This is a genomic window from Massilia norwichensis, from assembly GCF_024753245.1.
Taxonomy (GTDB): domain Bacteria; phylum Pseudomonadota; class Gammaproteobacteria; order Burkholderiales; family Burkholderiaceae_D; genus Telluria; species Telluria norwichensis.
Genome location: NZ_JANUGX010000018.1, coordinates 44,514 through 69,973 on the forward strand (window position 1 = coordinate 44,514; position 25,460 = coordinate 69,973).

Annotated in this window: 24 protein-coding genes and 1 riboswitch; of the genes, 10 read left to right on the forward strand and 14 right to left on the reverse strand. The window is 63.8% G+C overall.

Annotation, left to right across the window (positions count from 1 at the left end; all coding sequences use genetic code 11):
- The first annotated feature begins 13 nt into the window (after positions 1–13).
- A complete protein-coding gene (locus NX782_RS15400; protein ID WP_258846360.1) occupies positions 14–757 on the forward strand; it encodes a LytR/AlgR family response regulator transcription factor in 744 nt (247 codons plus the stop codon).
- Positions 758–881: 124 nt separating this feature from the next.
- Here the strand turns inward: NX782_RS15400 and NX782_RS15405 are convergent, their stop codons facing one another.
- Positions 882–2,366, reverse strand: a complete 1,485-nt coding sequence (locus NX782_RS15405; RefSeq protein ID WP_258846361.1) for an aldehyde dehydrogenase — start codon at positions 2,364–2,366, stop codon at positions 882–884.
- 134 nt (positions 2,367–2,500) lie between these two features.
- On the opposite strand from NX782_RS15405, the gene NX782_RS15410 reads away from it, so the two are divergent.
- A complete protein-coding gene (locus NX782_RS15410; RefSeq protein WP_258846362.1) occupies positions 2,501–3,958 on the forward strand; it encodes a high affinity choline transporter 1 in 1,458 nt (485 codons plus the stop codon).
- 75 nt (positions 3,959–4,033) lie between these two features.
- On the opposite strand, the gene NX782_RS15415 is transcribed toward NX782_RS15410, so the two are convergent.
- From NX782_RS15415 to NX782_RS15430, 4 genes are all read right to left on the reverse strand, one after another.
- Complete coding sequence (locus NX782_RS15415; RefSeq protein ID WP_258846363.1) at positions 4,034–5,491, reverse strand: aspartate aminotransferase family protein; 1,458 nt, start codon at positions 5,489–5,491, stop codon at positions 4,034–4,036.
- 43 nt (positions 5,492–5,534) lie between these two features.
- Positions 5,535–6,905 (reverse strand): glutamine synthetase family protein, encoded by a 1,371-nt coding sequence (locus NX782_RS15420; RefSeq protein ID WP_258846364.1) that lies wholly within the window; start codon positions 6,903–6,905, stop codon positions 5,535–5,537.
- A 114-nt stretch (positions 6,906–7,019) separates the two neighbouring features.
- Positions 7,020–7,781 (reverse strand): gamma-glutamyl-gamma-aminobutyrate hydrolase family protein, encoded by a 762-nt coding sequence (locus tag NX782_RS15425; protein WP_258846365.1) that lies wholly within the window; start codon positions 7,779–7,781, stop codon positions 7,020–7,022.
- A 247-nt stretch (positions 7,782–8,028) separates the two neighbouring features.
- A complete protein-coding gene (locus tag NX782_RS15430; protein ID WP_308632974.1) occupies positions 8,029–8,769 on the reverse strand; it encodes an SDR family NAD(P)-dependent oxidoreductase in 741 nt (246 codons plus the stop codon).
- 92 nt (positions 8,770–8,861) lie between these two features.
- Between NX782_RS15430 and NX782_RS15435 the strand changes: the two genes are divergently transcribed.
- The 3 genes from NX782_RS15435 to NX782_RS15445 all read left to right on the forward strand — a co-directional run bounded on the left by NX782_RS15435 (position 8,862) and on the right by NX782_RS15445 (position 11,353).
- Positions 8,862–9,416: a TetR/AcrR family transcriptional regulator gene (locus NX782_RS15435; protein WP_258846366.1), complete on the forward strand. Its 555-nt coding sequence runs from the start codon at positions 8,862–8,864 to the stop codon at positions 9,414–9,416.
- A gap of 111 nt (positions 9,417–9,527) precedes the next feature.
- Entirely contained in the window at positions 9,528–10,982 is a 1,455-nt protein-coding gene (gene gabD, locus NX782_RS15440; protein WP_258846367.1) for an NADP-dependent succinate-semialdehyde dehydrogenase, read from the forward strand.
- 2 nt (positions 10,983–10,984) lie between these two features.
- Positions 10,985–11,353, forward strand: a complete 369-nt coding sequence (locus NX782_RS15445; protein ID WP_258846368.1) for a DUF4844 domain-containing protein — start codon at positions 10,985–10,987, stop codon at positions 11,351–11,353.
- A gap of 1 nt (position 11,354) precedes the next feature.
- On the opposite strand, the gene NX782_RS15450 is transcribed toward NX782_RS15445, so the two are convergent.
- The 9 genes from NX782_RS15450 to NX782_RS15490 form a co-directional block, all read right to left on the reverse strand.
- A complete protein-coding gene (locus NX782_RS15450; protein ID WP_370661803.1) occupies positions 11,355–11,708 on the reverse strand; it encodes a nucleotide pyrophosphohydrolase in 354 nt (117 codons plus the stop codon).
- Positions 11,705–12,379: a carbonate dehydratase gene (gene can / locus NX782_RS15455; protein ID WP_258846369.1), complete on the reverse strand. Its 675-nt coding sequence runs from the start codon at positions 12,377–12,379 to the stop codon at positions 11,705–11,707. Before can ends, NX782_RS15450 begins: the two co-directional genes overlap by 4 nt.
- 57 nt (positions 12,380–12,436) lie before the next feature.
- Positions 12,437–13,561, reverse strand: a complete 1,125-nt coding sequence (dnaJ, locus tag NX782_RS15460; protein ID WP_258846370.1) for a molecular chaperone DnaJ — start codon at positions 13,559–13,561, stop codon at positions 12,437–12,439.
- A 143-nt stretch (positions 13,562–13,704) separates the two neighbouring features.
- The gene (gene dnaK, locus NX782_RS15465; RefSeq protein ID WP_258846371.1) at positions 13,705–15,648 is read right to left on the reverse strand and encodes a molecular chaperone DnaK; all 1,944 of its coding nucleotides are present in this window, start codon (positions 15,646–15,648) and stop codon (positions 13,705–13,707) included.
- A 94-nt stretch (positions 15,649–15,742) separates the two neighbouring features.
- Positions 15,743–16,300 (reverse strand): nucleotide exchange factor GrpE, encoded by a 558-nt coding sequence (gene grpE / locus NX782_RS15470; RefSeq protein WP_258846372.1) that lies wholly within the window; start codon positions 16,298–16,300, stop codon positions 15,743–15,745.
- Positions 16,301–16,716: 416 nt separating this feature from the next.
- Positions 16,717–17,820 carry a ferrochelatase gene (gene hemH / locus NX782_RS15475; protein ID WP_258846373.1) on the reverse strand — a complete coding sequence of 368 codons (1,104 nt, stop codon included), beginning with the start codon at positions 17,818–17,820 and terminating at the stop codon, positions 16,717–16,719.
- Positions 17,821–17,911: 91 nt separating this feature from the next.
- Entirely contained in the window at positions 17,912–19,576 is a 1,665-nt protein-coding gene (recN, locus tag NX782_RS15480) for a DNA repair protein RecN (RefSeq protein ID WP_258846374.1), read from the reverse strand.
- A gap of 31 nt (positions 19,577–19,607) precedes the next feature.
- Positions 19,608–20,510, reverse strand: a complete 903-nt coding sequence (locus tag NX782_RS15485) for an NAD kinase (RefSeq protein WP_258846375.1) — start codon at positions 20,508–20,510, stop codon at positions 19,608–19,610.
- A gap of 138 nt (positions 20,511–20,648) precedes the next feature.
- A complete protein-coding gene (locus NX782_RS15490; RefSeq protein ID WP_258846376.1) occupies positions 20,649–21,620 on the reverse strand; it encodes a DUF3667 domain-containing protein in 972 nt (323 codons plus the stop codon).
- 146 nt (positions 21,621–21,766) lie between these two features.
- On the opposite strand from NX782_RS15490, the gene NX782_RS15495 reads away from it, so the two are divergent.
- The 5 genes from NX782_RS15495 to ribB all read left to right on the forward strand — a co-directional run bounded on the left by NX782_RS15495 (position 21,767) and on the right by ribB (position 25,408).
- Positions 21,767–22,090 (forward strand): hypothetical protein, encoded by a 324-nt coding sequence (locus tag NX782_RS15495; RefSeq protein ID WP_258846377.1) that lies wholly within the window; start codon positions 21,767–21,769, stop codon positions 22,088–22,090.
- Positions 22,087–23,415, forward strand: a complete 1,329-nt coding sequence (locus NX782_RS15500) for a PQQ-dependent sugar dehydrogenase (protein ID WP_258846378.1) — start codon at positions 22,087–22,089, stop codon at positions 23,413–23,415. Before NX782_RS15495 ends, NX782_RS15500 begins: the two co-directional genes overlap by 4 nt.
- An 18-nt stretch (positions 23,416–23,433) precedes the next feature.
- Positions 23,434–23,865: an OsmC family protein gene (locus NX782_RS15505; protein ID WP_258846379.1), complete on the forward strand. Its 432-nt coding sequence runs from the start codon at positions 23,434–23,436 to the stop codon at positions 23,863–23,865.
- 152 nt (positions 23,866–24,017) lie between these two features.
- Positions 24,018–24,431 carry a lactoylglutathione lyase gene (gloA, locus tag NX782_RS15510; protein WP_258846380.1) on the forward strand — a complete coding sequence of 138 codons (414 nt, stop codon included), beginning with the start codon at positions 24,018–24,020 and terminating at the stop codon, positions 24,429–24,431.
- A gap of 70 nt (positions 24,432–24,501) precedes the next feature.
- Positions 24,502–24,648, forward strand: a riboswitch (FMN riboswitch).
- A 94-nt stretch (positions 24,649–24,742) separates the two neighbouring features.
- A complete protein-coding gene (gene ribB, locus NX782_RS15515) occupies positions 24,743–25,408 on the forward strand; it encodes a 3,4-dihydroxy-2-butanone-4-phosphate synthase (RefSeq protein ID WP_258846381.1) in 666 nt (221 codons plus the stop codon).
- Positions 25,409–25,460 lie beyond the last annotated feature (52 nt).

The window sequence follows — 25,460 nt, forward strand, 5'->3', positions numbered from 1 at the left end:
CCCGAACGCCCACATGAACACCAAAACCGTATTCATCGCCGAGGACGAGCCGCTGGCTCGCGACGTCCTGCGCGACGCCATCTACTCCCACCCCGCCCTGCGCCTGGCGGGCGAAGCCGGCGACGGCGCCACCGCCCTCGCGCAGATCGAGCGCATCCGTCCCGACGTGGTGTTCATGGACATCCAGATGCCGGAGATGACCGGCCTCGACGTGCTGCGCCGCCTGAGCTGCACGCCCGACATCGTGTTCACCACCGCCTACGACCAGTACGCGGTGACGGCCTTCGAGCTGAACGCGGTCGACTACCTGCTGAAACCTTTTACGCGCGCCCGCTTCGATGCGGCGGTGGCGCGCCTGCTGGAGTCGCCGCCGCCGCCGCGTGCGATCGTCGATGCGGCGCTGGCGCAGGCGGTCCAGCACGCGCCGGGACGGCTGGAGCGCATCCTGGTGCGCGACCGTGGCCGTATTTTTCCGCTGTCGCTGAATGAGATCGAATACCTGAAAGCCGATTCGAAATACACGGCCATTGCCGCGCGCGGCCAGACCTTCCTGGTCCGCATCGGCATCTCGGAACTGGAGGCGCAGCTCGATCCAACCCGCTTCATCCGCGTGCACCGCTCGGCGCTGGTGAACCTGGATTTCGTCGATTCGATGCGCGCCGAGGAGCAGTCGCAGCTGGTGATCCAGATGCGGGATGGGGTGGTGCTGACGGCCAGCCGGGAGGCGTCGAAGGTGTTGCGGGAGATGGCGATCTGACCGTCGTCCCCACGTCCTTCACTCGTCATTCCCGCGTCCTTCACTCGTCATTCCCGCGCAGGCGGGAATCCAAGTTTCGCTGATCCGCTACGAGCTTGGGTTCCCGCCTGCGCGGGAACGACGGTCAGATTTGTATCCACGTCGTCTTCAACTCCGTGTACTTGTCGAAGGCATGCAGCGACTTGTCCCGCCCATTCCCCGACTGTTTATAACCGCCGAAGGGCACGGTGATGTCGTCGCTGTCGTACTGGTTCACATGCACGGTCCCCGCCCGCAGCCGGCGCGCGGTGCGGATCGCGCGGCTCATGTCCGCCGTCCACACCGCCGCCGCCAGGCCATAGGACGTGCTGTTAGCCTGCCGCACCGCCTCGTCCAGGTCGGTAAAGGACAACACGGATAAAACCGGCCCGAAGATCTCCTCGCGCGCAATGCGCATCGACGCATCGACGCCATCGAACAAGGTCGGCTCGATATACAGGCCGCCGGTCTCCGCACGCGCGGCCTGTCCGCCGGCCAGCAGGCGCGCCCCTGATGCCTTGCCATCCTCGATATAGCCGAGCACCGTCTTCATCTGGATCGAATCGACGATGGCACCCATCACCGTGTCCGGGTCCAGCGGATCGCCCGGCGCATACTTCGGGATCATGGCCAGCGCCTTCTCCAGGAAAGCTTCGCGGATCGATTCCTCGACGAACAGGCGTGAAGGCGCGTTGCAGCTTTCGCCCTGGTTGAAATAGATGGAGCCAATGGCGCCGGCCACCGCCGCGTCCAGGTCCGGGCAGTCGGCGCAGACGATGTTGGCCGATTTGCCGCCCAGCTCCGTCCACGCGCGTTTCAGGTTCGACTGTCCCGCCATCTGCAGGATCTGCTTGCCGACCCGCGTCGAGCCGGTGAAGGCGATGCAGTCGACGTCCATGTGCAGGCCGAGCGCTTTGCCCGCTTCGTCGCCGTAGCCGGGCAGGACGTTGAACACGCCTTCCGGCACGCCGGCTTCTAGCGCCAGCTCGGCCAGGCGCAGCGAAGTCAGCGGCGCCTTTTCTGACGGTTTCAGGATCAGGCTGTTGCCGGCGGCGAGCGCCGGGCCGATCTTCCAGGCCGCCATCAGCATCGGGTAGTTCCAGGGGATGATGGCCGCCACCACGCCGACCGGCTCGCGCTGGATCAGGGCCAGGCTGTCCTGGGCGGTAGGCGCGACTTCGTCGTAGATCTTGTCGATCGCCTCGCCGTACCAGCGGATGCAGTTCTGCGCCAGCTGCACGTCGACGCTGCGGCTGTAGCGGATCGGCTTGCCCATGTCGAGCGTCTCCAGCAGGGCGAGTTCGTCCTTGTGCGCCAGCATCAGGTCGGCAAAGCGGATCAGGGTGCGCTTGCGATCAACGGGCGCCTTGCCGGACCAGCGGCCGTCCTCGAAGGCGGCGCGGGCGCTGTGCACGGCCAGGTCGACGTCGGATTCGGTGCAGCGCGCGACTTCGCCGAGCTTGCGTCCGTCGATCGGTGAGATACAGTCGAAGTGGGCGCCGGACACCGCGTCGACGCGCTTGCCGTCGACCACTGCCCGGCCATCGATCTGCACTGTTTTGGAACGTTCATGCCAGGATTCCGTAGCCATAATGTCTCCTTCTGGATGCATTGACGTTGTCGAGCCGATACTAGCAAACAAAATCGATCCCATCGCCGATTTCTGCCGCTATAATCGCGAATTTTTCCCGCCAGAATTTTCCATTCCCGGAGCCGGAGCACCTAATGAATACCATCCTGATTTCGTCTGTCGTGCTCTACCTGCTGGGCACCCTGGGCCTGGGCATGTGGGCCGGCACGAGGATCAAGAACACGTCCGACTTTGCCGTGGCCGGCCGCAGCCTGCCGCTGATCATGGTGATCACCACGACTTTCGCGACCTGGTTCGGCGCCGAGACCGTGATGGGCATTCCCGCCAGGTTCGTGCAGGGCGGCCTGAACGGCCTGGTCGAAGATCCCTTCGGCGCCGGCACCTGCCTGATCCTGGTCGGCCTGTTCTTTGCCGCGCGCCTCTATAAACTGAATCTGCTGACCATCGGCGACTACTACCGTGCGCGCTACGGCAAGGGCATCGAGGTGTTCTGCTCGGCCGCGATTATCCTGTCCTACCTCGGCTGGGTGGCGGCGCAGATCACCGCGCTGGGCCTGGTATTTTCGGTGCTGACCGGCGGCGCGATGTCCGAGACAGCCGGCATGATCGTCGGCACCCTGGCGGTGCTGATCTACGTGGTGGTGGGCGGTTTCCTGGCGGTGGCGATCACCGACTTCATCCAGATGATCGTGCTGGTGGTGGGCATGTCCATCATCGCCGTGTTCTCGTCGGAACTGGCGGGCGGTACCGGCGCCGTGCTGCAGATGGTGCAGCAGAAGGACCTGTGGAATTTCCTGCCGAAGCAAAACTTCACCGACATCGCCTTCTTCGTCGGCGCCGCCGTGACCATGATGCTGGGCTCGATCCCACAGCAGGACGTGTTCCAGCGCGTGATGTCGGCCAAGAATGCGCCGACCGCGCGTACCGGCGCCGTGATCGGCGGCGTCAGCTATATCCTGTTCGCCTTCGTGCCGATGTTCATCGTCGCCTGCGCCGTGATCGTGATGGGCAACGATGCGCTGGAACTGGCCAAGAGCGATTACCAGCGCGTGCTGCCGACCTTCGTGATGACCAGGATGCCGCTGATTATGCAGATCCTGTTCTTCGGCGCGCTGCTCTCCGCGATCAAGAGCACCTCGTCGGCGACCCTGCTGGCGCCGTCGACCAGCTTCACCGAGAACATCCTCAAGAACCTGCGTCCGGGCATGAGCGACCGCCAGCAGCTGTTCGCCATGCGCGTGACCATCGTCGTGTTCGCGGCCCTGGTGCTGACCTACGCGATCGCGATGAAGGGCACCTCGATTTATGAACTGGTGTCCTCGGCCTACCAGGTGACCCTGGTCGGCGCCTTCGTGCCGCTGGTGATGGGCCTGTACTGGAAGCGCGCCACCACCCAGGGTGCGATCGTGTCGATCGCGGCCGGCATCGCGACCTGGATCCTGTTCTTCCCGCAGATCTCCTCGCTGGGCGAAGCTTTCCCTGGCCAGCTGGCCGGCCTGCTGGCGGGCTTCATCGGCATGTTCGTGGGCTCGCTGGCGCCGCAGGTGCTGAAGAACCGGCATGAGCCGCATAAAACCGCATTGAGCGTTTAAGGTACGCGTGGGCACGGGGTGCCCACCCTACGTCATCGGTTTGCAAAAATGTAGGGTGGGCACCCCGTGCCCACGTTACATCCATCCCCGACGCTCCACATCTTCCAGAGTCAGGTCCAGACAGAACCTGATCCGCTCCACCATCTCATCGATCTGCGCCGTCGTCATCACCAGCGGCGGCGCCACGATCATCCTTTCCCCCACCGCGCGCATGATCACGCCGTTGTCGAACATGTGCGCGCGGCACAGCATCCCCACCGCCAGCTCGCGCGGGAAGTCTTCGCAGTCGTGCACGCCGGCGCCTTTTCTGCGCACCAGGTTCAGGGCCGCCGTCATACCCATGCTCTCGGCGTGCCCGACCAGCGGGTGCGAAGCCAGCATCGCGAACGCAGTACGCAGATGCGGCCCGGTTTCCAGCGCCACGCGCCCGACCAGCCCTTCGTCTTCCATGATGCGCAGATTCTCCAGCGCCGCCGCGCAGGCGACCGGGTGGCCGGAATACGTGAAGCCGTGGTTGAAGTCGCCGCCCTTCTCGACCAGCGTTTGCGCCACGCGCGCGCCCACCAGCACCCCGCCCAGCGGCACATAGCCGGAGGTGACGCCCTTGGCAAAGGCGATCAGGTCGGGCCTGAAACCCATCAGCTGGCAGCCGAACCAGGTGCCCAGGCGCCCGAAGCCGCAGATCACTTCGTCGGACACCAGCAGCACGCCGTACTTGTCGCAAATGCGCTGGATCTCGGGCCAGTAGGTCGGCGGCGGGATGATCACGCCGCCCGCGCCCTGCACCGGCTCGCCGATGAAGGCGGCGACGTTTTCCGGCCCCAGCTCGAGGATCTTCTCTTCCAGCCAGCCGGCCGCGCGCAAGCCGAATTCGGCTTCGCTCATGCCGTGGCCATGCTCGGCAAAGCTGGGCTGGTCGATGTGGTGGATGCCGGGGATCGGCAGCGCACCCTGCGCATGCATGCCGGCCATGCCGCCCAGCGAGGCCCCGGCCACCGTGCTGCCGTGGTAGGCGTTGTGGCGGCTGATGATGGCCTGGCGCTGCGGCTGGCCCATCAACTGCCAGTAGCGCCACACCATGCGCACGACGGTGTCGTTGGCTTCGGAGCCGGAGCCGGTGAAGAACACGTGCTTGAATCCCGGCGGCGCCAGTTCCACCAGGCGCGCCGCCAGCAGCACCGCCGGCACATTGGTCGTGTTGAAGAAGCTGTTATAGAAAGGCAGCAGGTCCATCTGCCTGGCCACCGCCTGCGTCATGCTGGCGCGCCCGTAGCCGACGTTCACGCACCACAGGCCCGACATGCCGTCGATGACCTTGTGCCCTTCCGAATCCCAGAGGTAGATGCCATCCCCGCGCACCATCACGCGCGCGCCGCGTTCGCGCAGCGCACCGTGGTCGGTGAAGGGGTGCAGGTAGTGCGCGCTGTCGAGCTGCTGCAGCGCGCGTGTATCGAAGATCGATGTTTCAGAACCCGGAGTATCGACCGCCAGGACCGGCGCGAGCACATCGCCCGCAATGATGTCGCTTGCCATGTTGGACTCCCATCGTCTTGAAGCTCTCTTGGTGTGTGATTTTTTATACGTGCAGCAGCAGGTGCTCGCGCTCCCACGGGCTGATCACGGTCATGAATTCCTGGTGCTCGAGTTCCTTGACCGCCGAATAGACGTCGATGAAGCGCTCGCCCAGGATGTCGCGCAGGCGGTCTTCGCGGCGCAGCAGGGTCAGGGCTTCCGGCAGTCCCTGCGGCAGTTCGACCGCCATCTTGTAGGCGCTGCCTTCGACCATCGGGGTCGGTTCCAGCTGCTCCTGGATGCCGAGATAGCCGCAGGCCAGGGTCACGGCCAGCGCCAGGTAGGGGTTGGCGTCGGCGCCGATCACGCGGTTCTCGACGCGGCGGTCCTGCGAGCCCGACACCGGCACGCGGATGCCGACCGTGCGGTTGTCGACGCCCCACTGCAGGTTGATCGGCGCGGCGGTGCGGCGCACGATGCGGCGGTAGGAGTTCACGTAGGGCGCGACGATGGCCATCGCCGACGGCATGTACCTCTGCAGGCCGCCCACGTACCAGCGGAACAGGTCGGACGGCGAGCCGTCCTCGTTGCTGAAGATGTTGCGCCCGGTCTCGCCGTCGACCACGCTCTGGTGCACATGCATCGCCGACCCCGGCTCGCCCGCCATCGGCTTGGCCATGAAGGTGGCGTACATGTCGTGCTTGAGCGCGGCCTCGCGCAGGGTGCGCTTGAAGTAGAAGACTTTATCGGCCAGGCCGAGCGGCTCGCCGTGCTGGAAGTTGATCTCCATCTGGCCGGCGCCGATCTCGTGGATGAGGGTGTCGACGTCCAGGCCCATCATGTCGCAGTAATCGTAGATGTCTTCGAACAGCGGGTCGAACTCGTTGACGGCGTCGATGCTGTAGACCTGGCGGCTGGTCTCGGAACGGCCGCTGCGGCCGATCGGCGCAGCCAGCGGCAGGTCGGGGTCGATGTTCTTGGCGGTCAGGTAAAACTCGAGTTCCGGGGCCACCAGCGGCTTCCACCCTTTTTGCGTGTAGAGCTTGAGCACGCGGCGCAGCACGCTGCGCGGGGCGAAATCGACCAGGCGGCCATCGGCGAAATAACAGTCGTGGATGACCTGGGCGGTGGGATCGACGGCCCACGGGACCATCGTGATCGTGCCGGGATCGGCCTTCAGGATCATGTCGCGGTCGGTGGTCGAGATCGCGCGGTCGAAGGCATCATCGTGCTCGGGCGAATTGCCGGTCACGGTCATGCCCAGCACGATTTCCGGCAGGCGCATGCCGCGGTCTTCGGTAAATTTTACGCGCGGCAAAATCTTGCCGCGGGCGACGCCGGTCAGGTCGGGGACCAGGCATTCGATTTCGGTGACTCGTTTGCCGTTGAGCCACTCGTCCATATCGTTGTAGGAAAAATTGTCGCGGATAGCCATGGTGGTTCCTTGTTCGTTGGAGGGCGCGGGCGCACGAGCGCAGCCCGCGGCGCGCGGGTTGGTCTGAACAGGGACGCTATGGGACGGAACGGGCCGCCCATTTTTCATAGGCGGTCATGGATTCTTCCGTTTCTTGGATTGGAAGCGGGCGCGGCAGGCATCGCCGAAGGCGCCGAACATCTTCATCGAGTGTGGATTGTGGGCGATGCGCCATTCCGGATGCCACTGGACGGCCAGCGTGAAGCCCGGCGAAATCGAGACCGAAAACGCCTCGACCAGTCCATCCTCCGCCACCGCCTCGACCGTCAGGCCGGGCGCGAGTCCGTTGACGCCCTGGCCGTGCAGGGAATTAACGGGGATTTCCTCCACGCCCAGGATGCCATGCAGCATGCCGCCCGGCGTGATCCTGACCTTGTGCGCATCGCCGTACTGCTCGTCCATCCCCAGTTCGGGATTTTCGCGGTGGTCGAAGTGTCCCGGCACCGACTGCACTGCCTGGAACAGGCTGCCGCCCAGCGCCACGTTCATCTCCTGGAAGCCGCGGCAGATGGCGATGATCGGAATGCCGCGCTTGACCGCCTCCCGGATCAGCGGCAGCGTGGTCTGGTCACGATCCGGATCCTGCGGCAGGGTCGGGTCGAGAACTTCTTCGGAGTAATAGCTGGGGTGCACATTCGATGCCGAGCCGGTCAGCATGATGCCGTCGCACAGGTCGAGCATGGTTTCCAGATCCAATCGCTCGCCCATCGACGGCAGGATCATGGGCGCACAATCGGCGCCGATGGCGACTGCATCGACATATTTGTGCTGGGCCGCGTGATAGGGATGTTCTCCGAAATCGCGGGTGCAGGCGGGGACGATAACGATCGGGCGCATGTTCTCTACCTTGTGAAGTGAGGCGCACACGAACCATCATACTGCAATCTGATCCGAATGCGAGTGGCCGTTAATCCAGATCAACAAGCGCCGACATTTACGCCACGCTTTGCTGAGATCTGCTATTGGGAATGGTTCCGCTGTTCAGAAACCGATAGCAAAATCTTATCGTCAACTTGGAAAGCATGCCAACACGAACCGGCTCATGGATGACGCGCCCGATCGGCGCAGCGGCTTGGCGCCCCGTTCAAACAGCCACGAAACCGCCATCAACGAACAGCTCGTCGCCGGCCACGAAGCTGCCCTCTTCGGAAGCCAGGAACAGCACGGCCCGGGCGACTTCGTCCGCCTCCCCGAGACGGCCGAAGGGCGTCATCTGCTTCATGCCGTCTTCCATGCCCGGGTTGGCGTCCAGGTAGGCGTGCATTGCAGGTGTGAAGATCATGCCGGGCGAGACGACGTTGACACGGATGCCCTTGTGCTTGAGGTCGGTCGTCCAGGTGCGTGCGAGGGAGCGGATGGCTGCCTTCGTGGCGCTATACATGGACAAGGCGGGAAACCCCTTGCTGCCGGCTCCCGAGCCGGCCAGGATGACGGACCCGCCCGCCCCCATCAGCGGCAAGGCCTTCTGCACGGTGAACACGGTACCCTTGATATTTGTATCGAAGAGCCGGTCGATGTGCGCTTCGTCGATTTGGCCGAGCGCTGCGGACTCGGAAATGCCTGCGTTGGCGAACACCACGTCGACACGCCCGTGATCCTTCCCGATTCTCTCGTAGAGCCGGTCCAGGTCGCTGCCGTTGCCGACATCGCCCTGGATGCCGATGGCGCCGTGTCCAATCTCCGCAGCCGCCGCGTCCAGACGATCCTGGCGGCGTCCGGTGAAATACACGTGCGCACCTTCCGCCGCAAATCGTTTGGCGGTCGCCAATCCAATGCCGTCGCTGCCGCCGGTGATGCACACTACCTTGTTCTGAAATCGCTGCATGATGCTGACCTTTCATGATTAAGTGGAGGATTGCTCCACTTATAATATGGAGGTATCCTCCACTTAGCAAGAAAAAATTGAGAGCCGACTGGATGGAACAAAAAACCAAACTGCGTGCCGATGCACAGCAGAATCGCGAACGCATCATTGCGGCGGCTGAAGAAGTGTTCATGGAGCAAGGGAATGCGACCTCGCTGGAAGCGGTCGCCAAGCGCGCCGGCGTCGGCATCGGCACGCTTTACCGGCGCTTCGCCACGCGCGACGCCTTGCTGGCAGCCGCCTATAGCGACCGCCTGCTGGCCATCGCACAGACTTTCCGCGAAGGGATGGGGCAGCTGGATGCGCGCAGCGCACTGCGTGCCTATGTCGAAGACATGGTTACGCACATCAATATTTACGAGGGCCTTGCAGCGTCGATCGGCATGGTGCTGCAGAGCGGCACGCCTGGCTGCCAGGCAGTCGGCGAAGTCGGGGCGATACTGCTCGGCCGGGCCCAGCAGTGCGGAGCCGTGCGCGCCGATGTGGCGTACACCGACCTGGTCTACATCATCACGGCGATTTCCCTGGCCATCGAGCAAGAACGCGCCTCGCCGGCGCGCATCGCCCATCTCGTCAGCATTTTTTTCGAAGGCGTATATAGCAAATAGCAAGCCTTATCCAGGTACCGGAATGCCAGGAGGCGCTTTTCAGACTGCGTCTGCCGATCCTTGTCGTGCGTGGTATCTTTGTCCTCTAACACGAACAAGCACGAGGAAACCATGCTGAACCTGAAAGATCCCTCCCTGCTGCGCCAGCAAGCCTACATCGACGGCGAATGGTGCGATGCCATCGAAGGCCAGACCGTGGCGGTGACCAATCCCGCCACCGGCGAATCGCTGGGCACGGTACCGCACATGGGCGCGCAAGAAACGCGCCGCGCCATCGAAGCCGCGAACGCCGCCTGGCCGGCATGGCGCAAGAAGACCGCGCGCGAACGCGCCCTCATCCTGCGCAAGTGGAACGACCTGATGCTGGAAAACGCAGACGACCTGGCCGCCATCATGACCGCGGAACAGGGCAAGCCGCTGGCGGAAGCTAAGGGCGAAGTGAGCTACGCCGCCTCCTTCTTCGAATGGTTCGGGGAACAAGCCAAGCGCATCGAAGGCGACGTGCTGGAGTCGCCCGCGCGCGACCGCCGCCTGATCGTGACCAAGGAGCCGATCGGCGTCTGCGCCGCCATCACGCCGTGGAACTTCCCGTCCGCGATGATCACCCGCAAGGTCGCCCCGGCCCTGGCCGCCGGCTGCCCGATCGTACTGAAGCCCGCCGAACTGACGCCCTACTCCGCGCTGGCCCTGGCCGTGCTGGCCGAACGCGCGGGCGTGCCGAAGGGTGTGTTCTCGGTGGTGATCGGCGATGCGAAAGCGATCGGCGCCGAGATGTGCGCCAATCCGATCGTGCGCAAACTCAGCTTCACGGGCTCGACCCCGGTCGGCCGCCTGCTGATGGAGCAATGCGCACCGACGGTCAAGAAATTGTCGCTGGAACTGGGCGGCAATGCTTCCTTCATCGTGTTCGACGATGCCGACCTCGACGCCGCAGTCGAAGGCGCGGTCGCCTCCAAATACCGCAATGCCGGCCAGACCTGCGTCTGCGCCAACCGCATCTACGTGCAGGATGGCGTCTACGACGAATTCGCGCGCCGCTTCACGGAAAAGGTCAAGGCGCTGAAAGTCGGCAACGGCATGGAGCCGGGCGTGAACCAGGGTCCGCTGATCGAAGACAAGGCCATCGTCAAAGTCGAGAATCACATCGCCGACGCGTTGTCCAAGGGCGCGCGCCTGCTTACCGGCGGCAAGCGCCACGAACTGGGCCACAGCTTCTTCCAGCCGACCGTGCTGGCCGATGTGACGCCCGACATGCTGGTCTCGGAAGAAGAGACCTTCGGTCCGGTGGCGCCGCTGTTCCGCTTCAAGACCGAGGAAGAAGTGATCGCCCTGGCCAACAACACCGAATTCGGCCTGGCTTCCTACTTCTACGCGCGCGACATCAACCGCGTGTGGCGCGTGGCGGAGAGAATCGAGACCGGCATGGTGGGCGTGAACACCGGCCTGATCTCGAACGAGATCGCCCCCTTCGGCGGCGTGAAGCAGTCCGGCCTGGGCCGCGAAGGCTCGAAGTACGGCATGGACGACTACCTGGTCATCAAGTACATCTGCCTCGGAGGCATGTAAACATGAACGGCGACGACCCGTTCGAGTTCGTGCAGGATGCGCCGCTCTTCATCGTGCCGCGCACCCTGGAACAGCTGCGCGCTTTCCGGGAGGGGCCGAAGCTGGCCGACCTGCCGGGCGTGAACCCGTCGCCGGAGCGTGAACGGCTGGCCGTGGTGCTGGACGACCTGGCCACGCGTTTGCTGGCCGGGGGCGAGGCGCATCCGACCAAGTTCTGGGTGTTGAAGCAGTTCCAGGAATCGCTGGAGATTGTCGAGGGCGAGGATACCGAGGCGCGCGAGCACTTCGGTATGGAGCTCGAGCGCTTGATGGAGATACTTGGGATTGGGAGTTCGGATGGGGTGCTGACGCACTATTTGGGCGGGGTGTAGCCTACTTTTTGTAGTCGTCATACTTGCGCGCATCCCCGCGCACCAGCTCCGCCGGATACTTGGCCCGGTTGAGCACCATCTTCTCCTGCACCGCCGACAACAAATCGACGTCGAGCTTGTCGGCCAGCCGCACCAGGTACACCAGCACGTCGGCCATCTCGTGCCGCACTTCCTGCAGTTTCCCGGGACCGAGTTCCTCGGCGCGGCCATGCTGCAGCCACTGGAAGTGCTCCAGCAGCTCGGCCGCTTCCACCGTCAAGGCCGAGGCCAGGTTTTTCGGTGTGTGGAACTGGTCCCAGTCGCGCTCGTCGACGAACTGGCGCACCAGGTCGCGCAGCTGCAGCAGATCGCTCACGCCGGGGTCCAGCCTTCCGCGTAGCGCTCAAGCAGCGCATCGTATTTCTGCGTCAGTTCCTCGGCGTTCGAGACGGTCATGCCGAGGTCGCGCAGCAGGCCGTCCTTCAGGCCGTACACCCAGCTGTGAATCGTCAGTTCCTGGCCGCGGTCCCAGGCATCCTGTACCACCGTGGTCTGGGCGCAATTGATCACCTGCTCGGCCACGTTCAGCTCGACCAGGCGGTCGTGGGCCTCGGTGGGCTGGACGATCTCGCCCAGGTAGCGGCCGTGCTTGTGCTTGACGTCCTGCACGTGGCGCAGCCAGTTGTCGGTCAGGCCGACCCGGCGTCCGGTGAGGGCCGCATGCACGCCGCCGCAGCCGTAATGGCCGCAGACGATGACGTGTTTTACCTTCAGCACATCGATGGCGAACTGCAGCACCGACAGGCTGTTCAGGTCCGAGTGCACCACCACGTTCGCCACATTGCGATGGACGAACATCTCGCCCGGCATCATGCCCAGCAGTTCATTCGCAGGCACGCGGCTGTCCGAGCAGCCGATCCACATGTATTCCGGGGCCTGCTGTGCGGCCAGCGACTTGAAGAAGTCGGGCTGCTTGGCGACGACCGATTCCGCCCAGGCGCGGTTTTTGGCGAACAGTTCCCGGGTGATGGGTTTTGAATTAGGCATCTGATTCTTTCGAAAAAAAACCGCTGGGACTTGCGCCATCCAGCGGTTATCGACTTCTTACTCGAAGAAGTCCTTCACTTTGTCCATCCAGCCCTTGCTTTGCGGGCTGTGCTTCGAGCCGCCTTCCTTGGTCAGGCGGTCGAATTCCTTGAGCAGGTCTTTCTGCTTGTCGGTGAGCTTGACCGGGGTCTCGACCACGACGTGGCAGAACAGGTCGCCCGCATAGCCGGAGCGCACGCCCTTCACGCCCTTGCCTTTCAAGCGGAAGGTCTTGCCGGTCTGGGTGCCTTCGGGGATGGTGAAGGACACCTTGCCACCCAGGGTCGGGACTTCGATCTCGCCGCCCAGTGCCGCCTTGGTGAAGGAGATCGGCATTTCGCAATGCAGGTCGTCGCCTTCGCGCTGGAACACTTCGTGCGGCTTGATGTGGATCTCGACGTACAGGTCGCCCGGCGGCCCGCCGTTGGTGCCCGGCTCGCCGTTGCCCGAGGAGCGGATCCGCATGCCGTTGTCGATACCGGCCGGGATCTTGACTTCCAGGGTCTTGTTGCGCTTGATGCGTCCGGCGCCGCCGCAGGCTGCGCAGGGTTCCGGAATGATCTTGCCGCTGCCGTGGCACTTCGGGCAGGTCTGCTGGATCGAGAAGAAGCCCTGCTGCATGCGCACCTGGCCGTGGCCGGCGCAGGTCGAGCAGGTCACAGGCTGGGTGCCGGGCTTGGCGCCGCTGCCGTGGCAGGTGTCGCACTTGTCCCAGCTCGGCACGCGGATCGTCGTGTCGAAGCCGCTGGCTGCCTGCTCCAACGTGATCTCGAGGTTGTAGCGCAGGTCGGCGCCGCGGTACACCTGCGGGCCCGAGCTACGGCCGCGTCCACCGCCGAAGATATCGCCGAAGATGTCGCCGAAGGCATCGCCGAAACCGCCGGCGCCGAAGCCGCCGCCGCCCATGCCGCTGTTCGGATCGACGCCTGCGTGACCGTAGCGGTCATACGCTTCGCGCTTTTCCGGATTGGTCAGCATCTCGTAGGCTTCCTTGACCTCCTTGAACTTCTCCTCCGCTTCCTTGTTGTCCGGGTTGCGGTCGGGGTGGTACTTCATCGCGAGCTTGCGATAAGACTTCTTGATCTCGTCTTCCGACGCAGTCTTGGCGACCCCGAGGATCTCGTAAAAATCACGCTTTGCCATTTGTCGGCACCTTGCTGTCTACTGAAACTGAACTGTCTGTGCAAAAAAACCGAGCCGGGCACCAGAAGGCTGCATCGGCTCGGGAGATTCCGCGAGGATGGCGGGATGCCGCACCGGCCATCCCTTAACCCTCTATTTTGACATTACTTGGCGTCTTTGACTTCCTTGAAGTCGGCGTCGACCACGTCATCGTCGGCCTTGGCGCCCGATTCAGCACCCGGCTGTTGCGCGCCAGCCGCACCTGCCGCGCCAGCTTGCTGGCCCTGCATGTCGGCGTACATCTTCTCGCCCAGCTTTTGCGCAGCGGTCGACAGCGCGGCCACCTTGGCGTCGATCTCGGCCTTGTCGCCCGATTTGATCGAGGCTTCCAGGTCGCTGATCGCAGCTTCGATCTTTTCCTTCTCGCCGCCTTCCAGCTTGTCGCCGTATTCGGTCAGGGACTTGCGGGTCGAGTGCACCAGCGCGTCGGCCTGGTTGCGCGACTCGGCCAGTTCCTTGACCTTCTTGTCTTCTTCCGCGTTCAGCTCGGCGTCCTTCACCATCTTCTGGATCTCGTCTTCCGACAGGCCCGAGTTCGCCTTGATGGTGATCTTGTTTTCCTTGCCGGTGGCCTTGTCCTTGGCGCCCACGTGCAGGATGCCGTTGGCGTCGATGTCGAAGGTCACTTCGATCTGCGGGGTGCCGCGCGGTGCCGGCGGGATGCCTTCCAGGTTGAATTCGCCCAGGCCCTTGTTGCCCGCTGCGATTTCACGCTCGCCCTGGTAGACCTTGATGGTCACCGCCGGCTGGTTGTCGTCGGCGGTCGAGAACACCTGCGAGAACTTGGTCGGGATCGTGGTGTTCTTGTGGATCATCTTGGTCATCACGCCGCCCAGGGTTTCGATACCCAGCGACAGCGGGGTCACGTCCAGCAGCAGCAGGTCCTTGCGGTCGCCGGCCAGCACCGAGCCCTGGATCGCAGCGCCGACAGCGACTGCCTCGTCCGGGTTCACGTCCTTGCGCGGATCCTTGCCGAAGAACTCTTTAACTTTCTCCTGCACCTTCGGCATACGGGTCATGCCGCCGACCAGGATGATGTCGTCGATGTCCGACACCTTCACGCCCGCATCCTTGATGGCGACGCGGCACGGCTCGATGGTCTTGTTGATCAGTTCTTCAACCAGCGACTCCAGCTTGGCGCGGGTGATCTTCAGGTTCAGGTGGACCGGCGCGCCGTTCGCCATGGCGATGTACGGCTCGTTGATCTCGGTCTGCTGCGAGGACGACAGCTCGATCTTCGCGCGCTCGGCCGAAGCCTTGATGCGCTGCAGGGCGATCGGGTCCTTCGACAGGTCCAGGCCGTTGATCTTCTTGAACTCGTCGATGATGTAGTCGATGATGCGCTGGTCGAAGTCTTCGCCGCCCAGGAAGGTGTCGCCGTTGGTCGACAGCACTTCGAACTGCTTCTCGCCATCGACGTCGGCGATCTCGATGATCGACACGTCGAAGGTGCCGCCGCCGAGGTCATACACGGCGATCTTGCGGTCGCCCTTGTCGGTCTTGTCCAGGCCGAATGCCAGCGCAGCCGCGGTCGGCTCGTTGATGATGCGCTTGACGTCCAGGCCGGCGATGCGGCCGGCGTCCTTGGTTGCCTGGCGCTGCGAGTCGTTGAAGTAAGCCGGCACGGTGATCACGGCTTCGGTGACTTCTTCGCCCAGGTAGTCCTCGGCGGTCTTCTTCATCTTGCGCAGCACTTCGGCCGAGATCTGCGGCGGTGCCAGCTTCTTGTCACGCACGCCGACCCAGGCATCGCCGTTGTCGGCCTTGGTGATCTGGTACGGCATCAGCGAGATGTCCTTCTGGACTTCCTTCTCGTCGAACTTGCGGCCGATCAGGCGCTTGACTGCGAACAGGGTGTTCTTCGGGTTGGTCACGGCCTGGCGCTTGGCCGGCGCGCCGACGAGAATCTCGCCGTCTTCCTGGTAAGCGATGATGGAAGGCGTGGTGCGCGCGCCTTCAGCATTTTCGATGACCTTGGGCTGACCATTTTCCATGATCGCCACGCAGGAGTTGGTGGTGCCCAGGTCGATACCGATGATTCTGCCCATAATATTTGTCCTTTTTAGTACTTAGTTTTCAGATGTGTCGAATATAGGGAAAGACTGCGTGCTTTCAAGAGCCAAGCGTTAGCGTCAGCAACATTTATTTCGGTTGTGCAGCAGTCACGATGGCCGGACGCAGCAGGCGGTCGGCGATCATGTAACCTTTTTGCAACACTGCCACGACGGTGTTCGCTTCCTGCTCCGAAGGCACGACGGCCACGGCCTGGTGCTTGTTCGGGTCCAGCTTGTCGCCCGCCTGCGGCATCACTTCGACCAGGCGGTTCTTTTCAAACGCAGCGGTCAGCTGCTTGAGGGTCATTTCGACACCTTCCTTGATCGATTCCACGGTGGGGGCTTCGACCTTCAGTGCCATCTCGAGGCTGTCGCGCACCGGTACCATGGCCTCGGCAAAGCTTTCGATCGCAAATTTGTGGGCCTTGCTCACGTCTTCCTGGGCGCGGCGGCGGATATTTTCCGCATCGGCTTTCGCGCGCATGAAGGCGTCGTGCATCTCGGCCAGCTTGGCTTCGGTGGCGCTCAGCTGTTCTTCGAGGCTGGACTCCGTCGACTGTGCCTGACCCGCGTTGGCTGCACCGGCATTCGCGGCAGCATCGGTTTCAGGTTGGTTGGATACCTCTTGGTTTTCTTGGTCTTGCATCGAAAAAACTCCTAGAATCAAGGACTTGGCTGATTGGTTGACTTGTCCTGCTTATCATACGGGCCCCATATGGGGCGTTCCCCTACGTTTTCAAGGGGAATTGCAAGTCAAACACGTGCATACCGCGTCATTTTTTGTTACAAGATTTACGCGGCAGCAGAACCCGTCAGCCATAGGCCGTTTTACCATGTTTCTAAATTGAAACAGGGGGAAGATCATGAGATTGCATCTGATCAGTGGCGCCGTGCTGGTCTGGACCGCCCTTGCGCTGGCAGCGATCTGCCTGGCGGAACTCGGCGCGACGCCGCAAAACGTGCCATTTTAGCAGTTTCGTGTGCGTGGGCATGGGATGCCCACCCTACGGTAGCGAGCGTTCAATGCAGGGCGGGCTCCCCGAGCCCGCGCAGGCAGCGTGTTTAAGCGCCCAGGCGTGCCGCGTGTTCGCGGGCCACTTCCGCATCCTTGCGCTGGGCCTCGCGCTGGGACGGGCTCATCATCGTAGGCCAGCCGATCAGGTGCTGTTCGGCGATCTCCGCCAAACCCGTGATCCAGACCGGGTTGTCGTTCAGGCAGGGAATGTAGTGGTATTCCTGACCGCCATTCGCCTCGAAATCGTGGCGCACTTCCATATTGATCTCTTCCAGCGTCTCCAGGCAGTCGCTGGTAAAGCCCGGGCACATCACGTCGATGCGCTTGACGCCTTCTCGCGCCAGTTGCTGCACGGTGGGCGCGGTGTAGGGCTGGAGCCACTCGGCGCGTCCAAAGCGTGACTGGAAGGTGACCACGTACTGGTCCGGCGACAGGCGCAGGCGCGCCGCCAGCAGGCGTCCGGTGCGCTGGCATTCGCAATAATAGGGGTCGCCCAGCATCAGGGTGCGCTTGGGCACGCCGTGGAAGCTCATCACCAGTCTTTCGCCGCGTCCGTGGGTTTCCCAGTAATCGAGCACCGAATCGGCCAGCGCCTCGATATAGCCTTCGTGATCGTGGTAGTGCTTCACCAGGCGCAGTTCCGGGATATTGCGCACCTGGCGGTAGTGGGCATACACGGCATCCCAGATCGAGGCGGTGGTGGTGCCCGAGTACTGCGGGTAGGCCGGCAGCACCACGATGCGGTCGATGCCGCGCGCCTTGAGCTCGTCGAGCACCTGCGGCAGTGGCGGCGAGCCATAGCGCATCGCCATCGCCACCTCGACATCCTCGTGGCCGCGCTCGCCCAGCAACTCCTGCAGCTTGCTGGCCTGGCGCGCCGTGTACACCTTCAGCGGCGAACCTTCGCGGGTCCAGATCATCGCGTATTTCTGCGCCGATTTGCCCGAGCGGAAAGGCAGAATGACCAGTTTCAGGATCAGGTTCCAGATCGCGCGCGGGATCTCGACCACGCGCGGGTCGGACAGGAATTCCTTCAGATAGCGCCGCACCGCCTTGCGCGTGGGCGCGTCCGGCGTGCCGAGGTTGACCAGCACGACGGCGCTCTTGGCGATCGTGCCATGGGTGTGAGGCGGTTCTTTTCGGAATGGCATAACAGGACAAGGGCGGCTCGGGGACCATCATTATAGATGGGCCCCGTAGCGCTGCCGATTAGATATTTACGATCGCGCCGATAGGGGCGCTTCAAGAGGCCAGCAGCTCGCGCGCGTGCTTGCGCGTGGTCTCGGTGATCTCGATGCCGCCCAACATGCGCGCCACCTCTTCCACCCGCTCCTTCTTGTCCAGCACGTCGATGCGCGAAACCGTCTTGCCCTCGAAGGTCGTGCCCTTGGCCACCTGGAAGTGCTGGTTGGCCTGGCTCGCCACCTGCGGCAGGTGGGTCACGCACAGCACCTGGCGGCTCTGGCCGAGACGCTTGAGCAGGCGCCCCACCACTTCGGCGACGCCGCCGCCGATACCGGTATCGACCTCGTCGAAGATCAGGGTCGGCACCGTGGTCGCGTGCGAGGTAATCACGGAAATCGCCAGCGAGATGCGCGCCAGTTCGCCGCCCGACGCCACCTTCGCCATTGGACGCGGCGCTACCCCGGCGTGGCCGGCCACCAGGAACTCGACCTGCTCCATGCCGTACACCGCCGGCTCGCAAGGGTTCAGCGCGACGACGAAACGGCCGCCGCTCATCGACAGCTCCTGCATCGCTTCCGACACCTGCTCGCTCAGGCGCCTGGCGGCTTCCTGACGCGTGGCGGACAGCTTGGCCGCCGCTTCCAGGTAGGTGGCCTTCGCCTTTTCTTCCTGGCGGCGCAGGCCGTCGACATCGCTGGCGTTGGCCAGTTGCTGCAGCTTGGCTTTCAGGGTCGCGTGCTCGTCCGGCAGTTCCTCGGGCGTCACGCGGAATTTACGGGCGGTGCCGTGGATCGCGTCCATGCGCGCATCGACCTGGGCCAGGCGCTCGGGATCGAGTTCGACCTTGTCGATGTAGTCGTTCAGCGCGTACACCGCTTCCTGCAGCTGGATGCGGGCCGGCTCCATGCAGTCGAGCACGTTCTGCAGGCCGGCATCGACGTCGACCAGCTTGGTCAGCTTCTGGTTCAGCGAGGACAACTGCGACAGGATCGGCTGCTCGGCCTCCGAGATCGCGTTCAACGCCTCCTGCGCGCCTTCGAGCAGGCTGGCCGCATGCGACAGGCGGCTGTGCTCGTTGGTGATCTCGACCCACTCGCCCGGCTTCACGGCCAGTTTATCCAGCTCGCTCACCTGCCATTCGAGCCGCTCGCGCTCGAGCAGCACGTTCCTGGCATTGGTCTCGAATTCCTCGCGCTGGCGGGCCAGCGCGCGCCAGGCCTTGTAGCTGGTGGCGACCGCCTGCACCTGCAGCGTCGCGGCCGGATCGCGCACCGCGATCTGGTTGTCCAGCAGCGCGCGCTGGGCGTCCTGCTTGAGCAGCGACTGGTGCGCGTGCTGGCCGTGGATGTCGACCAGCATCTCGCCCAGTTCGCGCAACTGGCCGGCGGTGGCGGCGATGCCGTTGATGTAGGCTTTCGAGCGGCCGGCATTGTCGATCACCCGGCGCAGCAGCGCGCCGCCTTCTTCGACGGCGAATTCGTTCTGCTCGAGCCAGCTGCCGGCGGCCGGCGTGAGGGCGAAGTCGGCGCTGATGTCGGCCTTGGCCGCGCCTTCGCGCACCATGCTGGCTTCGCCGCGGCCGCCCAGCGCCAGCTGCAGCGCATCGATCAGGATCGACTTGCCGGCGCCGGTCTCTCCGGTGAAGACCGTGAAGCCATTCGAGAACTCGAGTTCGATCGTGTCGACGATGACGAAGTCACGGATGGTCAGTGTGCGCAACATGAAAAAACAGGTCTCCTGAGGATCTTGTTGATTATTTCAGCTTGCCGTCGCTGGACGGATACTCGTTCCAGTGCAGTTTTTCACGCAGGGTATGGTAATAGCTCCACCCCTCGGGATGCAGGAAGGTGATGGTGTTCGGCGAACGCGAAATCATGATCTGGTCGCCGTGCTGCAGGCTGGTAAAAGTCTGCATGTCGAAGTTCACGCTGATGTCGCGGCCATTCATGATCTCGACCACGATGTCGCTGGTGTCCGGCACCACGATCGGGCGGTTCGACAGCGCGTGCGGCGCGATCGGCACCAGCACGATGCCGGCCAGGGTCGGGTGCAGCAGCGGGCCGCCGGCCGACAGCGCGTACGCGGTCGAGCCGGTAGGCGTGGACACGATCAGGCCGTCCGAGCGCTGGTTGTACATGAAGGCGCCGTCCACCGTGACCTTCAGCTCGGCCATGCCGGCGCCCGAACCGCGCGCCACCACCACGTCGTTGACCGCCACCGAGCAGTGGATCTCCTTGCCGTCGCGGACCAGGCGCGCTTCCAGCAGCGTGCGCTCCTCGGCCCGCGCCTTGCCGCTCAGGATCTCGGCCAGGGCCGGCAGCATGCGGTCGATCGGGATGTCGGTCATGAAGCCCAGGCGGCCCTGGTTGATGCCGATGAGCGGCACCTTGTAGCGGGCCAGCTGGCGCGCCACGCCCAGCATGGTGCCGTCGCCACCCATCACGATCACGAGCTCGGCCAGCTCGCCGATCGCGTCGACGTCCATCGCATCCACGCCGGCCACTTGCACATGGACGGCAGTTTCCTGCTCGAACACGACGCGGTAGCCGCCGACACGCAGGAAGTCGACGATGGCCTGCACCGGCTGGTCGATCCCGGCGGTGTTATGCCGCACGACCAGCGCGATGGTTTTTTGCGTTTCGGGCGTAGCGGGCATAGGAATCTCGGCGGTAATGGAAAACGACACGGGGGAGATTAACCGATTCTCCCGGCTTCTGCCATCCGCCGCTCAGCAATTACTGTACAAACGCACAGTATATTTGGGCGGCGCAGATCCGGCAAGATTCAAGGGAACTTAATGCGCCGCCCCTACTCCCACCGTGGCCGAGATGGCAACGGTCAGTGTCAGCACATGCAGGAACATCAGCACGATCCATCTTAGCGCCGTCAGCGTGCGCGAGCCGCCATACACGCGCCGCATCGCGGTCGGCAGGTAGAACACCAGCCACAGGCCCAGCAGCTTGCCGACCAGAGGCACGCCCTCCGGGATCAGGATGAGCAGGGTCAGCATCAGGAAGGCGAAGGCATTCGTGTGCAGCGCGAACAGCAGGTGTTCGCCATAGCGCTTGCCGGTGCCCAGGTAGAGGATTTTCAGGTACAGGGCGAACAGCGGCATCATCGCGAACACCGCATAGGGCGCGGAGCCGAAGAAGACCTTTTTCAGCTCGGCGCCATCGTCATCGGCGGCGGCGCTGGCGATCTTTTCGAGCTTCTCGACGATGCCCGCATTGTCCTCGCCGAGGTCTTTCTTGATGTCCTGCAGGGTTTCGTCCTTGCGCAGCTCGGCGCGCACGTCGTCCGCCACCGGCGGATCGTCGCTCTCGTTCTCGTCCGGCTGGGCGGCGGCGGCGCCGGGCGGATGCGCGGCGGGCGCCTTTTTCTTGTCATGCGAATCGGTCACGACCACCGGCACGCCCTTCAGTTTGACGTTGCCGATATGGTGATCCTCACCCATGAACTTAAACACGGCAAAGAAGATCAGACTGAAGGTCAGGTAGACGCGCAGCGGTTCGATGTAGCGCACGCGGCGGCCCTGCAGGTATTCCAGGCTCAGCTGGCCGGGCTTGAGCAGCAGCAGCTTCATGGTCTGCAGCAGCTTGCCCTCCAGCGCCACGTAATGGCCGATGAATTCGTGCAGGAATTCGCGCGTGCTGGGTGGATGCAGCACCGTCTCCTGGCCGCACTGGTGGCAGAAATTCCCGGACACGCTGGCCCCGCAGTTGGGGCAATCGCTGGCGGCATGGTGGAGGTCGACTTCAGAGTTCACGGCAATTCCCTGGCAAACAACACGCAAAATGGCATGTTAACCATTTAATTGCAAAAAAGCATCATCATGTTGAATTCAATTGCGCGACCTGCTTTCAAGCTGCGCGTTAGGCTTTAAGCAATTTGAGCATGTCACAGGAGAACGTCATGGTAGAAGAAGCCAAGGACCGCGTCATCAACACCGACCGCAAGATCGAAGAACAAGACTACAAGCGCGAACCGCACGAGCGCGACGAATCGCCGGACGGTCAGGGCATCAAGCCGCGCGGCATCATCGCCCAGGCCGCCGCCGACCTCGAGCAGGGCCTGGTCGATACCGAAAACTACGAAGGCCGCGGCACCCCGGGCGTCGAACAAGCTGTCGAACCAAAGCCGGACGCCACCGGCCAGGCCACGCCGCTGCCGGAACGTCACCGCGACATGCGCGACCACGATTCCGTCGTCCCGGTGGACGGCGGCAAGAATCGATGAAGGCACGCACTCTGGCCGCAACCCTGCTGGGGGTTGCGAGCCTCGGCGCGTGTGCCCAGCAGGCAGTCTCGCAGCAGACCAGCGCCGGCGGCTATGCGCCCGGCTTCGGTCCCAATCCGAGCCTGCCCGCCCCCGAACATTCCCTGATCCCGACCGTCCACATTGCCAAGGCCGAGGGCTGGCCGCAGGGTGCGCGTCCGACGCCGGCCGCCGGCCTGGCGGTGACGGCCTACGCCAGCGGCCTCGATCACCCGCGCTGGCTCTACGTGCTGCCGAACGGCGACGTCCTGGTGGCCGAGAGCAACAAGCCCGGCAACGCACCGAAGGAATCGGGTGTGAAGGCCAAGGTGCAGGGCCTGGTCATGAAACGCGCCGGCGCCGGCGTCGAATCGCCCAACAAGATCATCCTGCTGCGCGGCCTGAAGGCAGATGGCTCGGCCGAGACCCGCTCGGTGTTTGCCGAGAACCTGAATTCGCCCTTCGGCATGACCCTGGTCGGCAACGACCTGTACGTCGCGAATGCCGATGCGCTGTGGCGCTTCCCGTACAAAACCGGCGAGACTGTCTTGTCCGGCAAGGGCACCAAAGTGATGGACCTGCCGGCCGGGATCAACCACCACTGGACCAAGAACGTGGCTGCGTCGCCGGACGGCAGGAAGCTCTACGTGACCGTCGGCTCGAACAGCAACGTCGCCGAGAACGGCATGGAAGCCGAGCAAGGCCGTGCCGCGATCTGGGAAGTCGACATCGCCAGTGGCAAGAGCCGCATCTTTGCTTCCGGCCTGCGCAACCCGAACGGTCTGGCCTTCCAGCCGCAAAGCAAGCTGCTGTGGGCCGCCGTCAACGAACGTGACGAGCTGGGCAACGACCTGGTGCCCGATTACATCACCTCGGTGAAGGACGGTGCCTTCTACGGCTGGCCCTACAGCTACTACGGCCAGCACGTCGACACCCGTGTGAAACCGCCACGGCCGGAGATGGTCGCAAAAGCGATCGCACCCGACTATGCGCTGGGCGCGCACACGGCTTCGCTGGGCCTGGCTTTCTACGACGCCAATCTGATGCCGCAATTCAGGAACGGCGCGCTGGTCGGCCAGCACGGCTCGTGGAACCGCAAGCCCTATTCCGGCTACAAGCTGATCTTCGTGCCTTTCGCCGACGGCAAGCCGAGCGGACCGCCGCAGGATGTGCTGACCGGCTTCGTCAGCAAGGACGAGAAAGCTTATGGACGGCCGGTCGGGGTGGCGGTCGACAAACAGGGCGCGATTCTGCTGGCGGACGACGTCGGCAATACGGTGTGGCGGATCACTCCATCAACCAAATGAGCAAAAGGAGATACTCAAATGATTAAGCGTAAGGGCAGCGCCGTCTGGAGCGGCGGCTTAAAAGATGGCAAGGGCACGGTTTCCACCCAGAGCGGCGTGCTGAACCAGACCCAGTACGGCTTCAACACCCGCTTCGAAGACGGCGCCGGTACCAATCCGGAAGAACTGATCGGCGCGGCGCATGCCGGCTGCTTCACGATGGCCCTGTCGGCCCAGCTGGGCGAAGCCGGCATGACGGCGCAAAAGCTGGAGACCACGGCCACGGTATCGCTGGACAAGGTCGAAGGCGGCTTCGCCATCAACACCATTCACCTGGATCTGGTCGCCACCATTCCGGGCGCCGACGAGCAGGCGTTCCAGGAAGCGGCGCGCAAGGCCAAGGAAGGCTGCCCGGTGTCGAAGCTGTTCAATGCGAACATCACGCTGGATGCCAAGTTGCAGCAGGCGTAATCCGTAGGGTGGGCTCGCCGAGCCCACGTAAGGCTTGCATATTGCCGGCGCATGCGTGGGCTCGGAGAGCCCACCCTACGTGAGCCTCGTCAGCAAAAATTCGCCCGAGCGCATAAAATCCCCGCTTTCCAATCTGACTTACAGGAACAAGAATGCGCATCCTGCACACCATGTTACGCGTCGGCGACCTGCAGCGCTCCATCGACTTCTACACCAAGGTATTGGGCATGAAGCTGCTGCGCACCAGCGAAAACGCGGAGTACAAGTACACCCTGGCCTTCGTCGGCTACGGCAACAATCCGGACCACGCCGAGCTCGAGCTGACCTATAACTGGGGCACCGACAAGTACGAGATGGGCACCGCCTACGGTCACATCGCGATCTCGACCGAAAACATCTACCAGACCTGCGACCAGGTGCGCGCGGCCGGCGGCAACATCACCCGCGAGCCGGGCCCGGTCAAGGGCGGCACCACCGTGATCGCCTTCATCACCGACCCGGACGGCTACAAGGTCGAGCTGATCGAACGTGCCGACAATGCCGGCGGCGGCGGCCTGAGCGATTAAACAGCGGCGGCCGGCAGCGATTCGCCGGTCCTGCTACAATCTTCCTCGCTTGTTCCGACAAGCAAACCAAATACGTCTTCGGGGCGGGGTGCGATTCCCCACCGGCGGTATGGCCATCACGGCCGAGCCCGCGAGCGCCTGCAGCACATGCTGCAGGGTCAGCAGATCTGGTGAGATGCCAGGGCCGACGGTATAGTCCGGATGAAAGAAGATGTGCGTCATCACGCGCCCTTGTGCCGACTCGGCATGGGCCGGCGTGTCGTTTCGCTTTGCCCTGATGCGTTCCTGTTAACTTTGCAAGGAGCGTCTCAATGACCAGCACCACCATCAACACCTTCACCCTTGAAAGCACCGACCTGGAAGGCCGCATCGCCGCCGCCCTCGAGGCCACGCGCGCCGGCATCCCGGTGATCCTGCTCGACGACTTCGACCGCGAGAACGAGGCCGACCTGATCGTCGCCGCCGAAAAGCTCACGGTCGAAACCATGGCCGTGATGATCCGCGAATGCAGCGGCATCGTCTGCCTGTGCCTGTCCGACAGCAAGGTCCGCGCACTCGAACTGCCGCCGATGGCACCGGAAAACGGCAGCCGCTACGGCACCCCGTTCACGGTCTCGATCGAGGCCCGCGAAGGCGTCACCACCGGTGTCTCGGCCCAGGACCGCGTGACCACGATCCGCGCCGCCATCGCAGCCGACGCCAAACCGGCCGACCTGGTGCGTCCGGGCCACGTGTTCCCGCTGCGCGCCAACCCGGCCGGGGTGCTGGGCCGCAAGGGCCACACCGAAGGCTCGGTCGACCTGGCCATCCTGGCCGGCCTGCAGCCGTCCGCCGTGCTGTGCGAACTGATGAACGAAGACGGCACCATGATGCGCGGCGAAGCCATCGAGCGCTTCGCCCGCGAGCGCGGTTACCCGATCCTGACGATTGCCGAGCTGATCGAGTGGCGCACGCAGCTGGAGCAGCAGGCGGCTTGACGCACCTGGATTCCCGCCTGCGCGGGAAGTCGTTTCCGGCAGTGCCGGGAAG